We start from the raw sequence: 19,886 nt of genomic DNA, 5'->3' as shown, positions 1-19,886 counted from the left end.
CCCAAAAACCTGTGTCCGCGCGCCAGTGTCCGACGACACCCTCTACGACATCCCGGGGGTAACGCCCCCCATCATAGGTCCGGATGTTCTGCCGCAACGCCGCCAGGAATGAAAACGCGTTCTCCACCCGCTCGCCCTCGAACCCGTGGTAATAATTTTGCGCAGTCACCACCGTGCCGGCGCCCCGTTTGTTATCGGGTTGAAGGCAATAAGGGATCGACAGGAAACCTGGCTATCAGCCAACTCAAGAACGGCTGCATGAACTGGAAGGGAGCGCATCGGGTTACGTATCATCCCCTATATCCTCTACGGTGTTGCACCATGCGAAAAACCTTAAACTGGCCTCTGATCATTTCGAATAGAAATAGATGAGGATCGATTTTCCATTCTTGGGTATGACATTTAAGTGAACTGGGATGATCTGAAGGTTTTCATCGTCGTCGCCAAGTCGAACAACGTGACCGAGGCCGGTAACTCGCTCAAGGTTTCGGCCTCGACGGTGTCGCGCAAGATTGCCGCACTCGAGGACTCGCTCAGCACCGTGTTGTTCTTGAAAAAGACCAATGGGTATTTCCTGACCGAAGCTGGCAGGGCATTACTACCGCTGGCGATGGAAACCGAAGAGCGCTTCAAACTCATCGAGCGGCAGATGTCGCAGCCAAGCGATCGAATGGCCGGGCAGGTGCGCATCGATTGCCCGGAGTTGATGGGCACGCACCTGATCATCCCCGGGCTGGCCCAGTTTCATGAGCTATACCCCGAGATCAGTTTCGACTTCATCAACTCGGCGGTGTCGTCGAAACTGACCCAAAGCCACAGCGACATCATTATCCGACTGCGCAGGCCCGATAACGGCAACTTCACCATGCGCCGGGTCGGGACATTGGTGCAGGGCCTGTTCTGCTCCGAAGGTTATGCCGCTTCCAATAGCCTGCCGGCGGAGCCCGCCGACTTGAAGCACCATCACTTGATTGGCTGGACCGAGGAAATGTCTTACATGCCGCTGGCGCAGTGGCTGAGCGAACTGAGCGACGATCAGAAGCTGTGGATCCGCGTATCCAACCTCAACGCCCAACTCAAGGCCGTGGAAGCCAATCTTGGCATTGCCGCGCTACCGGCCTACGTTGCACACCAGTCGGGCCTGCGTCAGGTGCTGGCCGACAGTTCCCAACACCGTTCCCATATCTGGCTGCTGCGCAATCAAGCGACCCAAGGTGTGGGCCGCGTCGACCGAGTGGTGGATTACCTGACGCAGCTGTTCCACGACAAAACGGCAGACATGCAATAGCGTTCGGCGTCCTGGCTGTTGCTCCTTTAAAGCGGACCAGTCCGCAGGAATATCCAGACCGCTACCGCGATCAACATCAGCCCAAACACCGCATTTTGAAGTACCAATAATCTTGGTCGCGCCCGGATCAGCTTCTGCACGCTCGACCCCATGGACACCCAGATGACGTGAGAGAAAAAATTCAGCGAGATCAGCGCCGCGCTCAAGATCAACACGACACTGCTGCTCGTCTCGCCAGAAGGTGTGAAGGTGGAGAACATCACCAGCAGCATCACGATTCCTTGCACGTTGCTCAGCTGCACGACGATGCCGTCTCGAAATTGCAAGTGCATGGCTTTTTCACCGGGCGCTTTCAAGGGACGTCGCAGCAGGCGCACACCCAGCCACAAGATGTAGAAACTGCCCACCACTTGCAGCACCCAAACCAACTTGGGGCTGTTCATCAACGTGTGATAAAGCCCGAGCCCGACCAGCACCGCGAGCAGAAAGTAAGTGATGTCCAGCCCGACGATAAACCGCACCGAACGGCGCACGCCGCTCTGTGCGCCGGAAGTGGCGACCATCAAGTTGCCAGGGCCCGCACTGAGGGTCAGCGGTACCATGGTCGAGAGCCAAAGCAGCCAGTTAATGCTGAGTACTTCTTGCACGTTGTTTTCCTTGATCGCCGCGCGGACTGCACTCCCTCAAGTCTAATTCGCAGAGGCTTATAAGGTTATAGCGAAGAGCGCAAAGCGATATCCCATAAATGTGGGAAACCGTTCTGCCGCTCTTATTGAGACCTTCGCCGACGCTGACAAGGAATCAGATACCCGGGCCCATTACGCGAGCCGGCAACCTGGCCAGGCGATCCCAGCCTTCAGCATTGATGGCAGTGCAATTGAACAGCGCCAATGTGCGCAGCGGCAGTTGCTCTAAAACCGCTACGGCGCCTGAGGTAATCCGCGACGTTCCGGGATCCGCCGCAATCGTCAGGTCACGCAACGGCATCCGGGCGAGATGGGCCACTCCCGCGTCGGTGAGCCAAGGGCTGTCATACAAACCGAGGCGTTGCAGCGGCAAGTTTCGCAGGCAAGCCAAGTCCGCATCACGCAGATCCAGGCCGCTGATTTCAAGCTGCTCCAATGGCAAACCCAACTCGACAAGCTTGCGCAAAACCTTGCCATCGACGCCGCGACAAAAGCTGAGTTTCAGCCGTTTCAGTGGCAGGCCGGCGAGTTGCTTCAACTCTTTCCAAGTGACGTCGTTCAATGACAGGTCCAGGGATTCCAATTCCAAACCGCGCAGATCCTTCAACGTATCTGCATTGATGCCTTGCACATCAGAGAGCCCAAGACGCTTTAGTGGAAACTCGTGCAGCACATCGAGCCGCTCGATTATCTGGTGTGACGCCTTGAGATCCAGATCGGCGAGCGGCATGCCTACCAGTACTTCAAGATCGTCTTCGCAAACATAAGAGGACTGCAGCGAAAGCCGTTCGATGGGCAAACCGGAAATGGCATTCAGCGTGGCGTCCGTTGCGTAACAATAATCCAGGCTCAGGGAACGCAAAGCTGTCAGACCGCAAAGCCATGAAGGGTCCTTCAGGATCGCGCCACTCCAACCGAGGGACAGTTGCTCAAGTGGGTGACTGCATAACTGCGCCATTCCACGTGAAGTCAACTCGCCCACACGTTCCAAGGTGAGTGATCGCAACTTGAGTTTTGAAAGCCCGACAAGGCCTGCGTCGGTCACGTCATCACAACGGTCCAACGACAATTCCTCCAGCGCGCTATTGCCGAGTTGCTCGAAGAAGTTATCGTCGAAGTCTTCGCCGTAAGTGCTTAACTTCAGCCGGCGCAGCCGTTCGATGAAAGGAAGGCTGGCCGCGTTATCGTCGCGGGAGAATCCGCTGATTTCCAGGCCTTCGAGGGCAAGGTCTGGCAAGCGCTGCCATAGGCTTTGATCGCAGCTGAATCGCGGGCTGTTGAGCACCAGCGTGCGCAAAGGCAACCCAGCCAAGGCATCGCACCACGCAGGCTCGGCGTTATTCAACGCCACATGATCAACCGGCAGGTTGCCAAGCTGCGCCAGCAACGGCCCGGGGCGATTGACGTGTGCCGTGGCATTCAACTGAGCAATCACGACATTGGCCGCCGGATCGCCCAGCCCTGCCGCGACGCGGATACCGTCCAATGAAACCTCAGCGGCGTCGAGTAGATCGCGGTAAAGCGCGGCACGTGTGGTGATGTCATCGGGGTGGGTGGCGAGTTGGGTGATTAGCGCGTTGCGGGTGGGGATGGGGATGGGCACGGTCTATGAGTCCGAAGTGGGCGAGCGCAGGGTCTGCTGCGAAATGAAGTTCATGCCTGCTGCTTACTGATGCGCACCGATTTGAGATATCAGTCCAGGATCAGGTTCCAGATCACCAGCAACGGCAATCTCAACATTCTCATACAGCTGCGCTGCACTCTTCGTCCGAGCATCCCACCAGTCGGGCCGAGTCGTAACAGGTTGGCCGGTGACATCCCTAATGAGACGAACGATGTCGAAGGATCGAAGCCCATCCACGTGCTCACTTAAGCTCCCAGTCGTGTTGGCCCACATCGGATCAAGTACGAAATCGATTCCCTTCATTCTCGCCAATTTCGCAGCAGGCACAAAATCCGAATCACCGGCGATTAAAACAATGACATCGGCGAGCTTTTCAAGGGCAAGAGTCGTGATGTCCATGCCCAACTTGGTATCGACAGTCTTTTGTTCGACCTTGTAATGGAAATCATCATTCGTGAGGTCTGCCCAAACCTTCTCACCACGCAACAGGGCCCTAAGGGAATGGGAATTCAGTTGCCAGTCACCGCTTTTGGCCAGTTCGCCCAGTCGAAGCGCCGTTTTTCGGCTCGATCGAAGCTGATCGTGGAGATCTCTTCGCAATCTATAGGGAGGATGAGCTTTGAAATCCATATGGCCAGCAGATTTGTGACCGTCAGGAATTATTGGTAATCGAACCTGATTGGAGGGAGGTGGGCAGTCATAGTAGTAAATTCGATACAGCTCGCGGCTCGCTGAGCGCTCGTCTTCAATGTGAAGCTTCACTAACTTTTTTATGATTTGGGATAGGTGGTCGGCGGATATCAGCAGTTCCTTGCTGAAGTACTTACGGCCGAAAAACATAACCCTCTGGAAGAAAAATCCTCCATCGATGAGAACGGCGGTTCGCTTCACTGGCTTTTCCTTGGGCAAAAAAAAGCTCAGGACTGCTGGGCAGGTTCTAACAATTGCCTGCGCGCTGTACTGAGCTGCTGGGCGAAAATCTATTCGCCTATGCCGCCTATGTCAAGGTCAAATGGCTCTCCTGAGTGTTTCGGGAACGAGCTTGGAGTGGCTGCTCTGGCTCCTTTGCTCGCCGAAAACCAACGTGGCGAAATACAACCACCGACAGACCAAAAAATCCTACATGAAGCTCGGAAAGTGACGTCTTGTAGCTCTCAAGCAGGGCGGCCTATATTCCGTCGTCGCCCTAATGGCGACTCGGGTTTGGCGACCCGGCAACGAGGTGCGAGAGCGATTGCTTGTTTGCAGGCGCTCCCGCATCCGCGATACTGCCGCCGCAATGGCAGTTGTGCGCGGGAGATCTCCGGGTCTGCCGGTGCCTCGTTCCGGTTCGCCAACCTGCGTACAGCTGCCACCTTTTCGTTTGGCGACGAACAGTGGGTAGCTCTTTACTTACTAACGAGGCGAAAACTCATGAATAGATACATGCCCATCACCGGCATCGACTGCATCCCCGCCACTCTGCTCATCGACACCGAAGCCCCGCTCGACGTCCTCTTCGAAACCGCCGATTACCGTATTCGCACCGTAACCCAGCTGCTGGAGAACATCGCGTTCCGCTCGGAAATCAGCTCCGACACGCTGGTGCTCTCCGACCTTTGCAAAATGCTGACAATATCGTTGCGCGATGGGTGTGACGTGATGGATGTGATTGGGAGGCGGTTGCGGGGTAAGCGTCCGCCCAACACACCTTGCGTGATTAAACGGGCACCCACCTGTGCGGCAACAGCTCGGTAATCTCACTCGCCCGCTGCGTCGGCAGGCGTGTAAGAACATCCTTCAAATACGCATACGGATCATGCCCGTTGAGCCGCGCCGACTGGATCAAACTCATGATCGCTGCGGCACGTTTACCACTGCGTAACGAGCCCGCGAACAGCCAGTTCGAGCGACCAAGAGCCCACGGCCGAATTTGATTCTCGCACCAGTTATTATCGATGGGTACAGCACCGTCATCGAGATAACGCGTTAGCGCTATCCAGCGTTTGAGGCTGTAATCCAATGCCTTGGCGATGGCCGATCCCTCAGGCACAAGCTGCCTCTGGGCGATCATCCAGGTATGAAGTGCGTCGATAATAGGCGCTGCTTTTTCCTGCCGTATTCGCTGTCGGACACCCGGTTCCAGCTCGCGGACTTCTCGTTCTACTTCGTACAAGGCCCCGATGTAGTGCAGCGCTTTTTCGGCGATCTGGCTTTTGTTGGTCGCGTGCAAGTCGAAGAACTTGCGGCGTGCATGGGCCATGCAGCCGATCTCCGTGACGCCCAGTTCAAAGCCTGCCTTGTAGCCAGCGAAGTCGTCGCAGACTAGCTTGCCGTTCCAGTGGCCAAGGAAGGCTCGGGCATGTTCGCCAGCACGGCTCGGACTGAAGTCATAAACGACTGCTGCCAGATCGCAGAACTGGCTGGTGGCATAGGCCCAGACATAAGCGCGGTGAGTTTTCTTAGCGCCAGGCATCAGCATTTGTACCGGCGTCTCGTCGGCGTGGACGACGCCGTGCGTCAGCACGGCTTCGCGCAGCGCATCAACCAGCGGCTGTAATTGCACGCCGCAGTTGCCCACCCATTGCGCCAAGGTCGAGCGAGCAATAGGCAGTCCGGCGCGGCCGAAGATTTTCTCCTGCCGATACAGCGGCAGATGGTCGGCAAACTTGGCCACCATGACGTGGGCCAGCAGGCCCGCCGTCGGGATGCCTTTGTCGATGACGTGCGCCGGTACCGGCGCCTGGATCAGTGTTTCGCACTGCTCGCAGGCCCATTTTCCACGGATATGGCGCTCGACCGTGAAAACGCCCGGTGTGTAGTCGAGCTTTTCGCTGGCATCTTCGCCGATACGCTTGAGGGCGCAGCCGCATTGGCAGTGGCTGTTTTCCGGTTCGTGATGGATCAGAGTGCGAGGGAACTGCGGTGGCAGCGCAGCGCGCTTGGGCTGCTGGCGCATTTTGGCTTCGACAGACACGGGTTGCAGTGCTTCAAGCTCAGCTTCGATGGCGGCGATATCGGTGTCGATCAAGTCGTCGAGCAAGCTGGCTTGATCCGGACTTAGCTGCTCGCTGCGCTTGGCAAACTTGAAGCGTTTGAGCAGCGCGATCTCGTGGGCCAGCTTCTCGTTGACCGACTTGTGATGAGTAATTTGCTTGTCCATCGTCTCGACGCGCTGGATCAACTGCGCCGCCAAGGCTCGCAGTTCTTCAGGGTTTAATTGATCGAGATTCGGATGCGAAGTCATACCGCCGATTTTGCCAGAGAGGGCACATGGCTGCGACAGACTGATGGGCCAATTGCGCTGGCAAGCGCGCCATGGCAGGTCTTAAAGCATCGAGATGATTCCGCCTGCACCGACGCGCTGCCAAGGTAAACCGAGCACCAGGGCCTGAAGTTGCTCGGCATCCAACTCAACTTCTGAGCCGTGTCGCACACCCGGCCAGAAGAAGCGTCCTTGATTCAAACGCCGGGCGGCAAGCCAAATCCCCACGCCGTCATGCACCAGCACTTTCATGCGATTGGCGCGGCGGTTGGCGAACAGATAGGCACAGTGCGGCTTCGCCGCACCGAACACCGCGACAACTCGCGCCAGCGCGGTTTCAGTGCCGGCGCGCATGTCCATGGGCTCGGTGGCGAGCCAGATGGAGTCGACGCGGATCATCGAAGCAGGTCTCGTAGGAAAGCGGAACACGACGCTGCATTTTCTGTCGGCCAACTCACCACAACTACGCCTTTTGAATGAGGCACTTCGATCCTAATCGTGGCAGAAAGGACTTGATGCACCGCTGGCGCTGCCTTGACCGGGATGAAGGCGGTTTGCAGCGCCAGAGTTTTCTGCGCATGCACCCGAATCCATTTATGGACTAGATTGGCGTTGAGGTTGTGGGTCAAAGCGACATTGGCAATCGAGGTGTCAGGCTGCGCACATTCGGCAATGACTTGGGCCTTGAAGGATTTGGAATAGGAACGACGTTCTTGTGGCATGGGCGTCCGCTTAAAAAGGCTAAAAAATGGTGTCCACTTAAATTTAGGTGGACACCATCGCCTTAAGCGATGGCATCAGGAAGATGTGTTGCCCAGACGGTTACGTTGCGGGCGCAGGCGGCTGAGTAAATGAAAACGGGCGACCTTTGGGGTCGCCCGTTTCACGATCCGTTAGAGACACTGCCACTGCTGGCATCGATGATGTGCTGAAGGACTGGAAGCGCTGAGGAGTCAATCTGCTAGGTTGGTGGGTAACCCAATGCCACCCATTTAAGCGGGGCGCATTGGTTTTATTTGTGGCCATAACGTAGTCCCGACCGTCGGGAGCGACTCCATCCATCTGCTGCGATGAGCTGTGGCGCAGTTCGTCAAGAACTGCGCCACAATTGCGCCAAAAACTCCTCAAACAGCGCCAACACAACCATGCCTTCGACGAAAAAGGGGATTTATTTATGCTTCACAAAGGGCTTCTTTTTATCCGCGCCACTCAAATCATACGAACCGTCAGCCACGTTTGGCACTCGGAGACAGGACGAACGGCGCCGTAATGTCGAACGTTTCCTGACCCGCTGGAACCATGTAGGGACCCTCCATGGTCAGGCGGTACATCGCAGACACCACGGCGATGTCCACCTCGGGATTACCGGAACTCTTGCCCAAATAAACCTTTGGCTTGGGGCTTCCGACCGAGAACCGAAAAAGCACATTGACCGTCCATGTCTGACCGGCGAAATTGAGCCGCCTGAACTTACGCGAGTACCGCAACCAGAAGAAAAAAAAAAAGGGGGACAAAAAAAAAGGGGACAGATTTATTTTAGAAAACTGGGCAAGCCAATAAGCCCGCACCCTCTGCATTTCATAAAAAAAATCTGTCCCCTTTTCGCTCTTTTCGCTGAATGCTTTCATTGTGACCTTACCGTGCGAGAGTAGCCTGCACCCCTCTCTAGCATTAGGTCAAGGCGGGCTGTCCCCGAGTCCTCACTATTTATTAACCAATCCCAATGCTTCCCCAAGACTCTCAACGAAATCGGCCTGCTCATCAGAATACTCAGTAGCGATCTCAGAAAATTGCAGACATAGGGCGTTTTTCGTTTTTAAATCGGCCATTTGAAGAGTCGCCGCCAACTGCTCAAGTGCCTGGACAGACGCATCCGGAGCAACTACATCCTCGCCAGAAAATTCAAGAAATATTGCAATTTCGGCGATGGCACGCGCAACACACTTATTGATTTCCTGACTCATGGACCACCTTCATTGAAATATTTCTAATTTTTTTAAAAAAAAGGGGACAGATTTATTTTAGAGCACTGGGCGAGCCAATAAGCCCGCTACATTTCATTAAATAAATACGTCCCCTTTCCGTTTCTCTCCCTCTGCGCCTCACAAAATAGATATGCGCCCTTTTTTCACCTAGGATGGAGATCTATTTGCAAATTAAACCACTACAACATCACCAGAATCCAAATAAATTGAATAGGCCTCATACCCACCTTCGCTATCAGCCTCAACGACGATCGTGTCGCCAGAATGGAATGTTATCTCCAACCCCGCGCCTTCAGCCTCTTTAGCAATAAAGGGGACAGATTTATTTAAGCCGCGATAAATAAATCTGTCCCCATTTCGGTCGGTCCCCTTTTCGGTCGCTTTTCGGCTCCCTTTTTTCCTTTACGCCGTACCTGGCAACTTAATTATTCCTGCCCGCTTCAATATCTTCCACCCACACAGCTATCCGAGGTAGCGCCATACCACATTTCGGGCAATTACAACGAGGAAGCGATAATGCCTTATAAGAAACTCCTAAGCCATCATCAACGCCAAAATACAAAGTCGGATCTGAAGGATTAGCAATTTTCCCACCCCATTTGCATTGATCGCAAGCCACCCTTTCGATGAGCACTCGCTGCCATCGTTCATCCATACGATATAAACATAATGGCACCCAAGGCTTCAACGACTTAGTCAAATGTAGCCCCAAACGGAATTGACCTTCGCGCCCAGATACAAAATCAAGCATATTGCGCACAACAATTTCAAGTTTGTCATTGAAAATAGTTCCATCTTGATACGTGCCTGCATTCAAGCTCTCCTCCCACTCGCTGACACTGGGAGCAACTACAAGCTGGCCATCAATCACTAACTCTGTATATTTTTCCAGATAGACCTCTTCAGAAATTTATTTTTGAAAAAAGGGGACAGATTTATTTTAGAAAACTGGGCAAGCCAATAAGCCCGCTCCCTCTGCATTTCATAAAATAAATCTGTCCCCTTTTCGCTGTCCCTTTTCGCTGAATGCTTTCATTGTGACCTTACCGTGCGGGAGTAGCCTGCCCCGCTCTCTAGCATTAGGTCAAGGCGGGCTGTCCCCGAGTCCTCACTATTCATTAACCAATCCCAATGCTTCCCCAAGACTCTCAACGAAATCGGCCTGCTCATCAGAATACTCAGTAGCGATCTCAGAAAATTGCAGACATAGGGCGTTTTTCGTTTTTAAATCGGCCATTTGAAGAGTCGCCGCCAACTGCTCAAGTGCCTGGACAGACGCATCCGGAGCAACTACATCCTCTCCAGAAAATTCAAGAAATATTGCAATTTCGGCGATGGCACGCGCAACACACTTATTGATTTCCTGACTCATGGACCATCTTCACTGAAATATTTCTAATTTTTAGTCAAACTTTTTTTTGAAAAAAAGGGGACAAAAAGAAAAAAAGGGGACAGATTTATTTTAGAACACCGAGCAAGCCAATGAATCGACTCTTTCCGTACCTTATAAAATAAATCTGCCCCCTTTTTGTTCTTCCCCTTTTTGTTCTTTGCAAGAGCATCTGCCGCGCCTGCGCCTTTTGCCCCGTAGCAATTAAGGCTAACTTTTTAAATTAAAGCCCCGCCCCCCTACTTAAAGCCAACATATACAGCCTCTACCGTGGCTTGCCCCCCCAAATCGTTCATATCAGGAGCATAAAACCTGACCGAGTTCTGATTAACGTTTATGCCGGTTTTATCTTTCTCCACTTCAAAAGACACACCCTCAGCCACAAAAAAATTCTCAACATCCTCAATAGACAGACCTAAAAGCTGCTTACCATCATAATAAAAACAAGCATTAGGAAGATATACCTCCAACCCCAACAACTCATCAGAGCAGTTGTACCAAACTTGCATTACAGCCTCACCAAACGCGTCAACTGAATTTTCTGAAAACTCAGTTTTAGGAAAAACCCTATATGGCAAACCAATAACTTTCCGGACTTCCTCTCTACCTTGCCCGCAAAAGAAATTTTCGAGACCATTAGACTGGCTGTAATTTAACCTCATGAAATCTACCTCGGTTTAAAATCTTCAGGATTAAGACTTTTTGAATACTTTAACATTTGCTCAATAGCCGCGTCGTATTTATCACCAAACTTACTTCGTATATCGTCGACATCCATTTTTATAGCTTCATGAAGCTTCCCTTGTTTTAGCAATTCCTCTTGCTGCGCTCTATAAGCTTTTGCAGCATCTGAATTTCCATTGCTAGCAGTAAACTTGTGGTCATTTGGGTCCATTTTTATCGCAGGACCATCAACAGAACTGATCGGAGCATCCGTATAACAGGATCTTGCAGGACAATGATGAGAGTCAAGATTGTCGTTTACAGGTTTCGATGTATCGCGATGCGCTCCACCCAAAACCTCGTTTGAACCTGATGCACCTTTTGCCCCTTTCCCATCCATCACCGAAACAGAAGTACGCTCCTCCACACCTTTACGTTTCGAAAGCACCCCTGTCAACACTGAGGCCATGAACTGACCGCCGCCGATCAGGTACTTGTCCGTTTCGAACTTTGGATCAAGCGTAGTATCTTCTATCTCATCCGCGATTTCTTTCCCTACGGCTTCGCTGAATTGTTCGGTTTTCTCAAGCAGTGCTTTGCCCGGCGCGGTTTCAGAGGCCGCGTTGATGACCGCCAATTGCACAAGCCCTTTGGGACCTTGTGCCATAGCAATCACCACCGAGATCGCTTGCAGCTCATCCTGATGCGCAGCGGTGTACTCATTGATACCCGAAAATGTCCGTAAGGTATCTTGGGCAAGACTCAACCTCTCGACATCGTCCTCAGTGACATAAGAGGTATCGAGTTCCAAAGCCGGTGGGCGCCCTGTGTCAGACGGGGTTACCTGAACTTTCTTGCTAATAGCCTCGACCTGCTTAACATCCACACCAGCGAGCCGGCCTACCTCAGCCAGCACCCGCTCTTGGAAGTCCGGGTTACTCATGGTCTTCATGGCCTGAGCACGCGTAAGACCACCGATGATCAACGCCTCCATAGTCGCTTCGGCGAAATCGACGCCCACCATCGCCGAGGCACCCGCATCCATTTTCCGCCCCAACCCTGCCTCGATCTTGTTGACCGCCGCATTGAAGTCGTAGCCGGCTTGCTGGAAGTTTTTCTTGGCCGTCTCGTCGTAACTGCGGAGTTGCTTGGTCCACTCCTTGGCGGTTTCAAACGGCGTAAGAGCTGCCGTCATAGAAGACTTGGTCACGTACAGGTCTGTACGGTGTTCATCGTCCCGGGTGATTTCGTAGGCCTTGTCGACGTCGCGGTTCAGGCCTTTGGTCGAATCGGCTACGGTCCCGGCGTCATTGCGCACCACGACGTCGCCCGCCCCCACGGTGGCCCGTACGAGCTGCTGGCGGTCCTTCTCATAGTTCCAGCCTTCGACACTCCAGCCGTTCTTGTCCTTTTCGCCCTTGCCGACCTGGCTACCGTCCTGGGCTCCGCCGCCCCCCTTGGAGTAGCTGCCACCGACGTTCAGGTAATAGCCATGCTCCTTGTCCTTGCCTGCGATATCGCTGAAGCCCAGCGTGCCGGTGTCGAGTTTGAGCTTGCCGGTATCCGAAGCGATAAGCGCCCCGTCGAGCTGGGTGTGGTTTTCGGTACGGATGTCGACCTTGTCCTGCCCGGTGATGCGAGTCTGTTGCTCGACCCATTCGGTCGAGCCAGTGGTCTGGCCATAGCCGACCGAACCACTGACACCCGCTCCCGGCCCCACGGTCACCGTCACGCTGAGGTCGAATTCCTTGCCTTCGACCTTGCCCGTATCAGGCACCGACGAGACATTGAGGTCGCGGCCAACCCGGCCGATGACTTCATTGCCGCGCAGGTCCGCACCGGCGATATTCGTGTCTTTGCCGCTGGTGAAGCCCAGGCGATTACCTGCGTACAGATAGGCCTGTTGTTGCCGCTGGGCTTCACGCTCCAGGTTGCCTCTGCCCAGATTGACGCTGGCGTAAATGCCGACGCCTTCAGAGCCGACGCTGAGGCCTACCTCACCGCCGCCGCTCTTGCGGGTGTTGTCGCTGCCGCTGTCGTTCTGGGCGGCGCGAATGTTCAGGTTGTTTGCTGCGCGCAGGTCGATATCACGCTGAGCCTTGACCTGCGAGCCAATCAGGTTCAGATCATTGCTCGCCTGCAGGTTGACGTCCCGCGCCGCATCCAGAGAAGTGACCGTCGACGTTTGCTGTTCGCTGTCGCCGCTGGCAATACCATTGCTGCCACCGACGCCAAGCTTGAAGCCGCCGCTGGTTCCACCATGGATACCGCCCCAACTTTGTCGCTCACGAGTCTCTTCGGCATAGCTGCCTTTGGCGGCATCGAGGGTGACATCGCGTCCCTTGATATTGATATCGCGACCGGAGATCAATTGGCTGCCGCTGATCTGAACATCGTTGTTGGCAGCAATATTCAGATCGTTACCTGCGTTCAGCGTCGACGAGCGACGGGTCTGTTCAATGAACTGCTGACTGGTGCTCTGCTTGCTGTTACCGATCTTGGCGTCGAACGTAGGGCCTGAAACAAATTGGGAAACGCCGTCCACAGCCTTCAACGTACTGGAAGCCTTGCTGACACCATCTTCGCCCTGGCCGGCACCTTTGACGGCATCGCGGGTTCGGCCGTAGTTGTGGTTCATGCTCAGGCTGGCGCCGTTTCGTTCGCTCTCGCGTTGATGCTCGATCAGTTGCATTTCGCGGGCAGCGTCGATCTTGATATTGCGACCGGCCGTCAAGTCGATATCGTTGAACGCCTCAAGGTCTGAGCCGATCTGGGTGATATCTCGCTTGGCGTTGACGGCCAGGTTTTGACCGGCAATGATCTGACTGGCCGCAGCGGTTTGCTGCTCCAGCCGGTTTTTCTCTTTGGTACGGTCCGCACCGGCGAAGAAATTGATGCCGTTGGCGTCCGAAGACACACCGATCCCGGCTTGTTTGTTCTTTTCCCAGTCCCGCTCGGAACGGCTGTTCTGCGCGGCCAGGACATTCACATCGCGTCCGGCGTCCAGGCTGACGTTGCCGCCGGCCTTAACACTGCTACCAACGACGTTGATGTCGCGCTCGGCCTGCAAAGCGGCGTCGCGTTCGGCCTTCACTTGGCTGCCCACGCTAGTGCTGCTTTGGGCTTCGCGTCCGGCCTTCTTGGCTGATGCGAAGGACAGGAAACCACCCGACACCGATAACCCGTTTTTCTTCTTGTACTCCTCACTCCGGCTATAAGCCGTATCGTTGGCCGAGACCAGGTTAATGTCGCCACTGTCCTTAACCAGACCCGCACGCAGTTCCACATCATTGCCAGCAGTGGTCTCACTGGCCCGCACGCGCAAGTCGTTGCCCGCCGCGATAACCACGTCGTTGCCGGCCTCTAGCTCACTGGCTACCTGGGAGGCCGTGGTCTTCAACTCGCTCTTGCCGCTCTTGGACAAGCCGAGGAAACCCGATTTTGTTTTCTTGCTGTAGGAACCGTGCTCCTCGACACCCGAGAGCACTGCTACATCACCGGTGGCACCGACGACCAGGTCATTGCCGGCTTTCAACTGACTGCCGATCACGGTGACATTACGACCGCCATCCAGCGTGACACCGCCACCGGCGGCTTGGCTGGTATTGACCGTCAGGTCCTGCCCCGCCTCCACCACGGATGCGACGTTGGTGCTGTGGTAACTTTCCCGCTGTTCGCTTTTGCTGCGCCCGAAAGAGCCTTTGCTTTTCTTCGAGTAAAACTCAGCAGCTTCGTCCGTTGCGGACAACAGATTGATATCGCGCGTGGCGTCGAGGGCAACATCCTTGGCGCCTTTCATCTGGCTGGCTATGAGGCTCAGGTCTTGCCCCGCCTTGGCGCTGAGGTCGCCTCCCGACTGGATAACCGAAGCCTGCTGGCGCACCAGGTCGCTGCTGCTTTTGACTTTTTTGCTCTGGGACGAACGATGGCTTTCGTTGGCCTCGGACTCGATGGCGATATCGCGCCCGGCCGTCAGCGCCAGGGTGCTCTGGGCGATAACGTTGCTCGCAACGACCCTCAGGTCCTGCCCGGCCGTTACCTTCAGCTCGCGGTCAGCCGTAACGCTAGAACCATTCTGGATAATGGTCTGATCCCGGTGTTTGCTGCCCTGCGTATGGCTGTCCACCTGCTCGGCGGCGGTGATGTTCATATTTCGGGCAGCGCGCAATGTGGTGTCGTTACCACTCTTGAGCACACCACCAACATTGGCGATATCCCGCCCAGCGCCCGCGCTCAGATCATGACTCGCCTCAATCCGCGCCGCACTGTCGACAAAACCACGTTGTTCGGTCTTGGAGCCGGTGCTGCTGGCATGCGTGGTGATGGTTCGTTCGTTGGTCAAGTCACCGGCCACGGCCACAACACTGACATCCCGCCCAGCAATAACCCCACCCGCCCTGTTAGTCAGGTTATTACTCGCCAACGCATCCAGCCGACCACCCGCCTCCATCAACCCACTGTTGACCAAGCTGTCGCCAGCCGAGGCCCTCAGGTTGCTGGACGCACGCAAGGTGCCCGCATTGTTCAGATTCTTACCCGCAATCAGGCTGACATCTGAGCCCTGGATCAACGCGCCATTGGCCGCCAGACGATTGTTGGCCTGGGCCAGGTAGAGCACCGGCACCAGCACCTGCTCGTTGTTCACCGTCCGGGTTTCCATCCAGACGATGTCGTGGGTCAGGGCCGCGACTTGTTCGGCCGTCAGGCTGACGCCCAGGGACAGGTTCAGCGCGTCCTTGCTGGCGATGGCGTTGTTCATTAGGTACTTGAACATGCCGTCGTCGGAGGTCTGGCCGTCGAGGAAACGTTGACCGGTGCGGGCGATCACGGCTTGTTGGATCAGGCGCTGTTCGTAGAAGCCATCACCCAGGCGCTTGGCGGCGATGTCGGGGTCGTAGCCCAGGTTCGTCAGCAGGTAGTCCGAGCTCATGAAGCGGCGCATGTCGGTCAGCGCCGGGTTGGTTTCGATCAGGTACTTTTGCGGGTTGGTCTGGAACGAGCTGTCCGGCAGGCCGCGCACTTGGGTCAGGCCTGAGCCTTGAGTCGGCGTGGTCGAGGCGTCGCCGCTCATGCGGAACAGGCCGTTTTGCCCGGTCGGCAAGTCAAAGCCCGGCAAGGCCAGCGGATCGACCTGTTGCTGGGTCAGGTTCGGGGGCAGTTGCCGATTGACGCTGACGCGGGTGGAGAAAACGTTGTCAGCCTGGGTATCGGTGCGCGGGCCGGCACCGACATAGTTGTAGCCGCCACGCACGACGCTGTTGTCGGCGTTGCCCTGGGTGCGGACGCTGACCGCACCGCCGGCCTGGATAATCGCGGCGTAGGTCTGGGTATCGGTAGTACTTGTCTGGGTGCGGAACTGCGGGAGCTCACGTTCGGTCATGCCGATGAAGCGGCTCATCGCTGCCTCGAGGCCACCCAGGTCATTGGCGTTGTAGCCTGGGCTCTGCACCCAGTATTTGTTGGTGAAGTCATTGGCGGCGGCGCGCCAGCCGCCTGGGCTGCGCGTGCGCTCGGACATGAAGGTGCGCGAGGTTTCGGTCTCGCCAGTCTCGATGCCGATGTTGTTCAGGCTGACGAGGTTGGCGCTCAATGCACCGCCAACGCCGATGCTGCTGCTCCGGTTGGTCAGGGTGTCGCCCTGGATATCCAGGTTGCCGCCAGTGGTGATGCTGGAGGCGGCGCTGGCCGCGGTGACTTCGAACTTGTCGCGCTGGATGATCTGCCAGACGTGGTTTTCCTTGCCACCGCTGCAGTCGCCGGCGTTGACCCCTTCGATACAGGCCACTTCCCTGATCGAGGCGGTGTAGATGCCTGCATCGTGGGTGGTCAAGACCTCGCGGACGTTGTCGATCATGCTGGCCGCCAGGCGCATGTTGCCGTCGCTTTGCAGCGTGCCGGAGCTGTTGAGGATGCGGCTGGCACGCGTGCCGAGGCCGTCGCGATCGATGTTCAGATCACCGAGGCTGTAGATATCGGCATAGCGGTTGGTCAGGCTGTTGACACGCAGGCTGGTATTGCCGCCGCTGAAAATCAATCCGTGCTCGTTGAGCAGATCGCCGGTCGATACGCCGAGCACGCCGGCACTGCCGAGGGTGCCGTAGTTGTTGATCGTGGCGGCAGTGACGTTCATGTCCGCCGCCGAGGTCAGGCGACCGTAGCTGTTGAGGACACCATCGACCACGACGGTTGTGCTGCCGCCGCCGGCGATACTGCCGTTTTGCTCCAGGTTGATCAGCGCCGCCTTGAGGCCCAAGGTGCCGAGACTGCTCAAGCGGCCGTTGCCTGTATAGGCACCGGTCAGTTGCAGGTCGATGGCCCCATCGCTGCCGATCAGGCCGTCGACGCGCCAGTTGCTGCCACGGCCCTCCATGCTGTTGGCGCTGAGCAACTGGCCGGTGGCCGTCTGGGTCAACTGGTCGACATGAACCACCAGGTGCCCGGCCTGGATCGCGGTGCTGTTGGTCCAGCGGTCAGCCTTCACCGTCAGGTTGCCGTAGGTCATCAGTTGCCCACCCGCCTGGCCCAGGTTGGCCTGGCTGATGCCAAACAGTCCCAGGCCGGTGTGCAGCAGCTTGCCACCCACGTTCTGGACGCTGCCGGTGTCGAAGTCCACATCCTTACTGGCGGTTTCGAGGGTGCCGTCGCTGTTATCGAACAGACCACCGATGTTGAACGCTGTGGTGCTGTTATTGCCCAGGGTACGCAGTTGGCCTTTCTGGTTGCTCAGGCTGGCGGCAAGGATATCCAGGCTGTCCTGGCTTTCGATGATGCCGGCGTTGTTGTTCAGCGCACCCGAAAGGTCAAAGTCGATACGACTGGCGCTGACCTGCCCACCGCCGCTGTTTTCCAGATTCCGGCCAGTGACCCAGACCTTGCCAGTGGCATACATCCCGCCGTTGCGATTGTTGATATCCGCCGCCGCGTTGGTGACTACGACATCACCAGCTTGTGCAGCGATGCGCCCGCCGTCGTTGAACAGCCCAGCCAAGGCTCGGATGCTGAGTCCTTGAGCCTGGATCGTGCCGCCCTGACGGTTCACGTCATAGCCGTTTTTCAGCACGCCGGTGGTGCGTGCCTCCAGCGCGGCCTTGACGCTGGACAGCACGCCGCCACGGTTGTCCAGGTTGGTGGCGAAGACACTCAGCTTGGCGTCCTTGGCGATGATGCTGCCGCCCTGGTTATCGATGTTGCCCGATACATCCACGGTGACCAGGCCTTCGCCTTGCAGCGTGCCCTTGGCGTTATTCAGACTGGCAGCATCGAACTCGACCTCGGCAGCACGGCTGGCGAGCAGGCCTTTATCGGCGTTGTTGACCGCGCCGGTGGCGCTGACCAGCAGCTTGCCATTGGCGGCGACGGTGCCTTTGTTGCTGTTGTCCAGGCTGGCGGTGCGCACAGTCACGATGCCTTGGCTGGACAGTTCGCCGCCCCGGTTATTGATCGCGCCGGTGTTAGTGATGTCGAGGTTCTTGCCGGCCATTACCAGGCCGGTCAGGTTATCCAGGTTGCCGAGGATCAGCGTCGCGCTGTCCAGGCTCGACAGTTCACCGGCATTGTTTTCCAGATGGCCCACGTTGGCCGTCAGCAGGCCCTGGCTATTGATCAGGCCGCCCTGGCTGTTGAGGACTTGATCGGCATTCAGGTGCAGTTCGGAGTTGCCCAGGATCCGGCCTTTATTGCGGTTATCCACAACATTGGCCGTGACGGTGGTCTTGCCCCGTCCACTGAGCGTACCGCCCTGATTATTCAGCGCCGCGGTGGTCGTGACTTTCAGGTCGCGGCTGGCAATGATGGTTTTGCCGCTGTTGTTCAGTTGATTGGCTGAGAGGGTGACATCACCTGTGGTATTGCGGCTGTTATCGGCATTGACCCCGGCTTCGATAATCCCCTTGTTGCTCAGCGTGCCGCCGCTGTCCAGGTGAATGCTGTCGCGCGCCACCAGGTTGTTCTGGCTGGTCAGGTCGCCCTGGGTCTTCACCCTCAGTCGGCTACCGGCGTACACCTGGCCGCGGGCTTCCAAGCTTTTGGCGTCGATGTCGACGGCACCGGCAGCCGCCGTCTGCGCCAGACTCAAATGCCCATTGGCATCGAGCTGGATATCCCCCCCGCTGGCAACCATCTTGCCGTCCAGCTTCACCCCAACCCCGGCCTCGGTGCCCACCAGCTTGATGGCGCCTGCGTACATACCACCCAACGCCGAAGAGTCGATAGCCAGCTCCGGTTTCGCACTGCCATCATCGGCACGGGCGGTGGCGTTCAGGGTATTGGCGTTGAGGTCATTGCGCCCGGCCACGATGGTCAGGTTTTTCGCCTGAATCTCGGCGTTGATCTTGGCGCTGCGGGTGATGATTTCGAAACGGTCGACGTTGTTCGCGTTCAGGCCCGCGCCTTCGATGGCGACGCTGCCCTGGTCCACCTGATAACGGCTCAATTGGCCGTTCTCGATAATCGGTTTACCCGTGGTCAGGGTCGCTTTGGGCGTGTTGATAAAACCGCAGCCGTTGCAGCTGATGCCGTAGGGGTTGGCGACGATGACGTGGGCCGACTGCCCCGCCACTTCGGTGTAGCCGCGCAGTTGGCTAGGGTTGCCGCCGTTGACTTCGTTGAGGATGGTCTTGGCGGCGGTGCCGTTGAGGTTCGGGTTGCCGAGGATAATCCCGCCCAGTTGTGTGGACTGGGCGGGGTTGGTCGCGTTGTTGAGGATCACGCCGTTGCTGCCGACGTTGTAGTCCTTGAACTGGTTGTGGGACAGACCGCTGCCGTTGGGCTTGGCGATATTGACCACAGGCACGCCGTTGCCTGCCTGACCGAGCGTAGTGCCCGGCGCGCTGACCACGATGCCGTCCGCCTGGGCCCACAGCGGTTGCCAGAACATGACGTTGGCCAACAGGAACGCCAGGGCGCGCTTGGGCATGCCCCAGAATACGTCGCGGGTTTTCAGGGCAGCGGAAGGCTGGCGGGCCAGGAAAGCGTATTGGCGGTCGTCCATGATCAAGTCTCGTTGCA

At 56.6% G+C, this 19,886-nt stretch carries 14 protein-coding genes; 2 read left to right on the top strand and 12 right to left on the bottom strand.

Going from position 1 to position 19,886, the window contains the following annotated elements:
• The first annotated feature begins 406 nt into the window (after positions 1–406).
• Positions 407–1,288 carry a LysR family transcriptional regulator gene (locus tag PFLQ2_RS24145; protein WP_003177809.1) on the top strand — a complete coding sequence of 294 codons (882 nt, stop codon included), beginning with the start codon at positions 407–409 and terminating at the stop codon, positions 1,286–1,288.
• Positions 1,289–1,314: 26 nt separating this feature from the next.
• Here PFLQ2_RS24145 and PFLQ2_RS24150 read toward each other — a convergent pair whose 3' ends face one another.
• The 3 genes from PFLQ2_RS24150 to PFLQ2_RS24160 all read right to left on the bottom strand — a co-directional run bounded on the left by PFLQ2_RS24150 (position 1,315) and on the right by PFLQ2_RS24160 (position 4,489).
• Positions 1,315–1,935: a LysE family translocator gene (locus PFLQ2_RS24150; RefSeq protein WP_003177806.1), complete on the bottom strand. Its 621-nt coding sequence runs from the start codon at positions 1,933–1,935 to the stop codon at positions 1,315–1,317.
• Positions 1,936–2,089: 154 nt separating this feature from the next.
• A complete protein-coding gene (locus PFLQ2_RS24155; RefSeq protein WP_088021810.1) occupies positions 2,090–3,571 on the bottom strand; it encodes a hypothetical protein in 1,482 nt (493 codons plus the stop codon).
• 69 nt (positions 3,572–3,640) lie between these two features.
• Positions 3,641–4,489 carry an NYN domain-containing protein gene (locus PFLQ2_RS24160; protein ID WP_003177800.1) on the bottom strand — a complete coding sequence of 283 codons (849 nt, stop codon included), beginning with the start codon at positions 4,487–4,489 and terminating at the stop codon, positions 3,641–3,643.
• 522 nt (positions 4,490–5,011) lie between these two features.
• On the opposite strand from PFLQ2_RS24160, the gene PFLQ2_RS24165 reads away from it, so the two are divergent.
• The gene (locus PFLQ2_RS24165; RefSeq protein WP_003177798.1) at positions 5,012–5,335 is read left to right on the top strand and encodes a hypothetical protein; all 324 of its coding nucleotides are present in this window, start codon (positions 5,012–5,014) and stop codon (positions 5,333–5,335) included.
• On the opposite strand, the gene tnpC is transcribed toward PFLQ2_RS24165, so the two are convergent.
• The 9 genes from tnpC to PFLQ2_RS24190 all read right to left on the bottom strand — a co-directional run bounded on the left by tnpC (position 5,298) and on the right by PFLQ2_RS24190 (position 19,869).
• Positions 5,298–6,824, bottom strand: coding sequence for an IS66 family transposase (gene tnpC, locus PFLQ2_RS24170; RefSeq protein ID WP_003177796.1), 1,527 nt, complete (start codon positions 6,822–6,824; stop codon positions 5,298–5,300). The genes PFLQ2_RS24165 and tnpC overlap by 38 nt on opposite strands.
• Positions 6,825–6,905: 81 nt before the next feature.
• Entirely contained in the window at positions 6,906–7,241 is a 336-nt protein-coding gene (gene tnpB, locus PFLQ2_RS29445; protein WP_003177794.1) for an IS66 family insertion sequence element accessory protein TnpB, read from the bottom strand.
• Positions 7,238–7,564, bottom strand: coding sequence for an IS66-like element accessory protein TnpA (tnpA, locus tag PFLQ2_RS28540; RefSeq protein ID WP_003177792.1), 327 nt, complete (start codon positions 7,562–7,564; stop codon positions 7,238–7,240). The genes tnpB and tnpA overlap by 4 nt, the downstream gene beginning before the upstream one ends.
• A gap of 504 nt (positions 7,565–8,068) precedes the next feature.
• Positions 8,069–8,470, bottom strand: coding sequence for a hypothetical protein (locus PFLQ2_RS27515; RefSeq protein WP_033045902.1), 402 nt, complete (start codon positions 8,468–8,470; stop codon positions 8,069–8,071).
• A gap of 75 nt (positions 8,471–8,545) precedes the next feature.
• Positions 8,546–8,806, bottom strand: coding sequence for a hypothetical protein (locus PFLQ2_RS24180; protein WP_003177787.1), 261 nt, complete (start codon positions 8,804–8,806; stop codon positions 8,546–8,548).
• 442 nt (positions 8,807–9,248) lie between these two features.
• Positions 9,249–9,644 (bottom strand): hypothetical protein, encoded by a 396-nt coding sequence (locus tag PFLQ2_RS29440; protein ID WP_152632661.1) that lies wholly within the window; start codon positions 9,642–9,644, stop codon positions 9,249–9,251.
• A 294-nt stretch (positions 9,645–9,938) separates the two neighbouring features.
• Complete coding sequence (locus tag PFLQ2_RS24185) at positions 9,939–10,199, bottom strand: hypothetical protein (protein ID WP_003177784.1); 261 nt, start codon at positions 10,197–10,199, stop codon at positions 9,939–9,941.
• A 257-nt stretch (positions 10,200–10,456) separates the two neighbouring features.
• Entirely contained in the window at positions 10,457–10,879 is a 423-nt protein-coding gene (locus PFLQ2_RS29435) for a hypothetical protein (protein ID WP_033045901.1), read from the bottom strand.
• A gap of 5 nt (positions 10,880–10,884) precedes the next feature.
• Positions 10,885–19,869, bottom strand: coding sequence for a hemagglutinin repeat-containing protein (locus PFLQ2_RS24190; protein WP_003177782.1), 8,985 nt, complete (start codon positions 19,867–19,869; stop codon positions 10,885–10,887).
• Positions 19,870–19,886 lie beyond the last annotated feature (17 nt).

The organism is Pseudomonas fluorescens Q2-87 (assembly GCF_000281895.1).
GTDB lineage: Bacteria > Pseudomonadota > Gammaproteobacteria > Pseudomonadales > Pseudomonadaceae > Aquipseudomonas > Aquipseudomonas fluorescens_S.
Note: the sequence above shows the minus strand (reverse complement) of the source record. Positions and strands in the feature narration are given on the sequence as shown.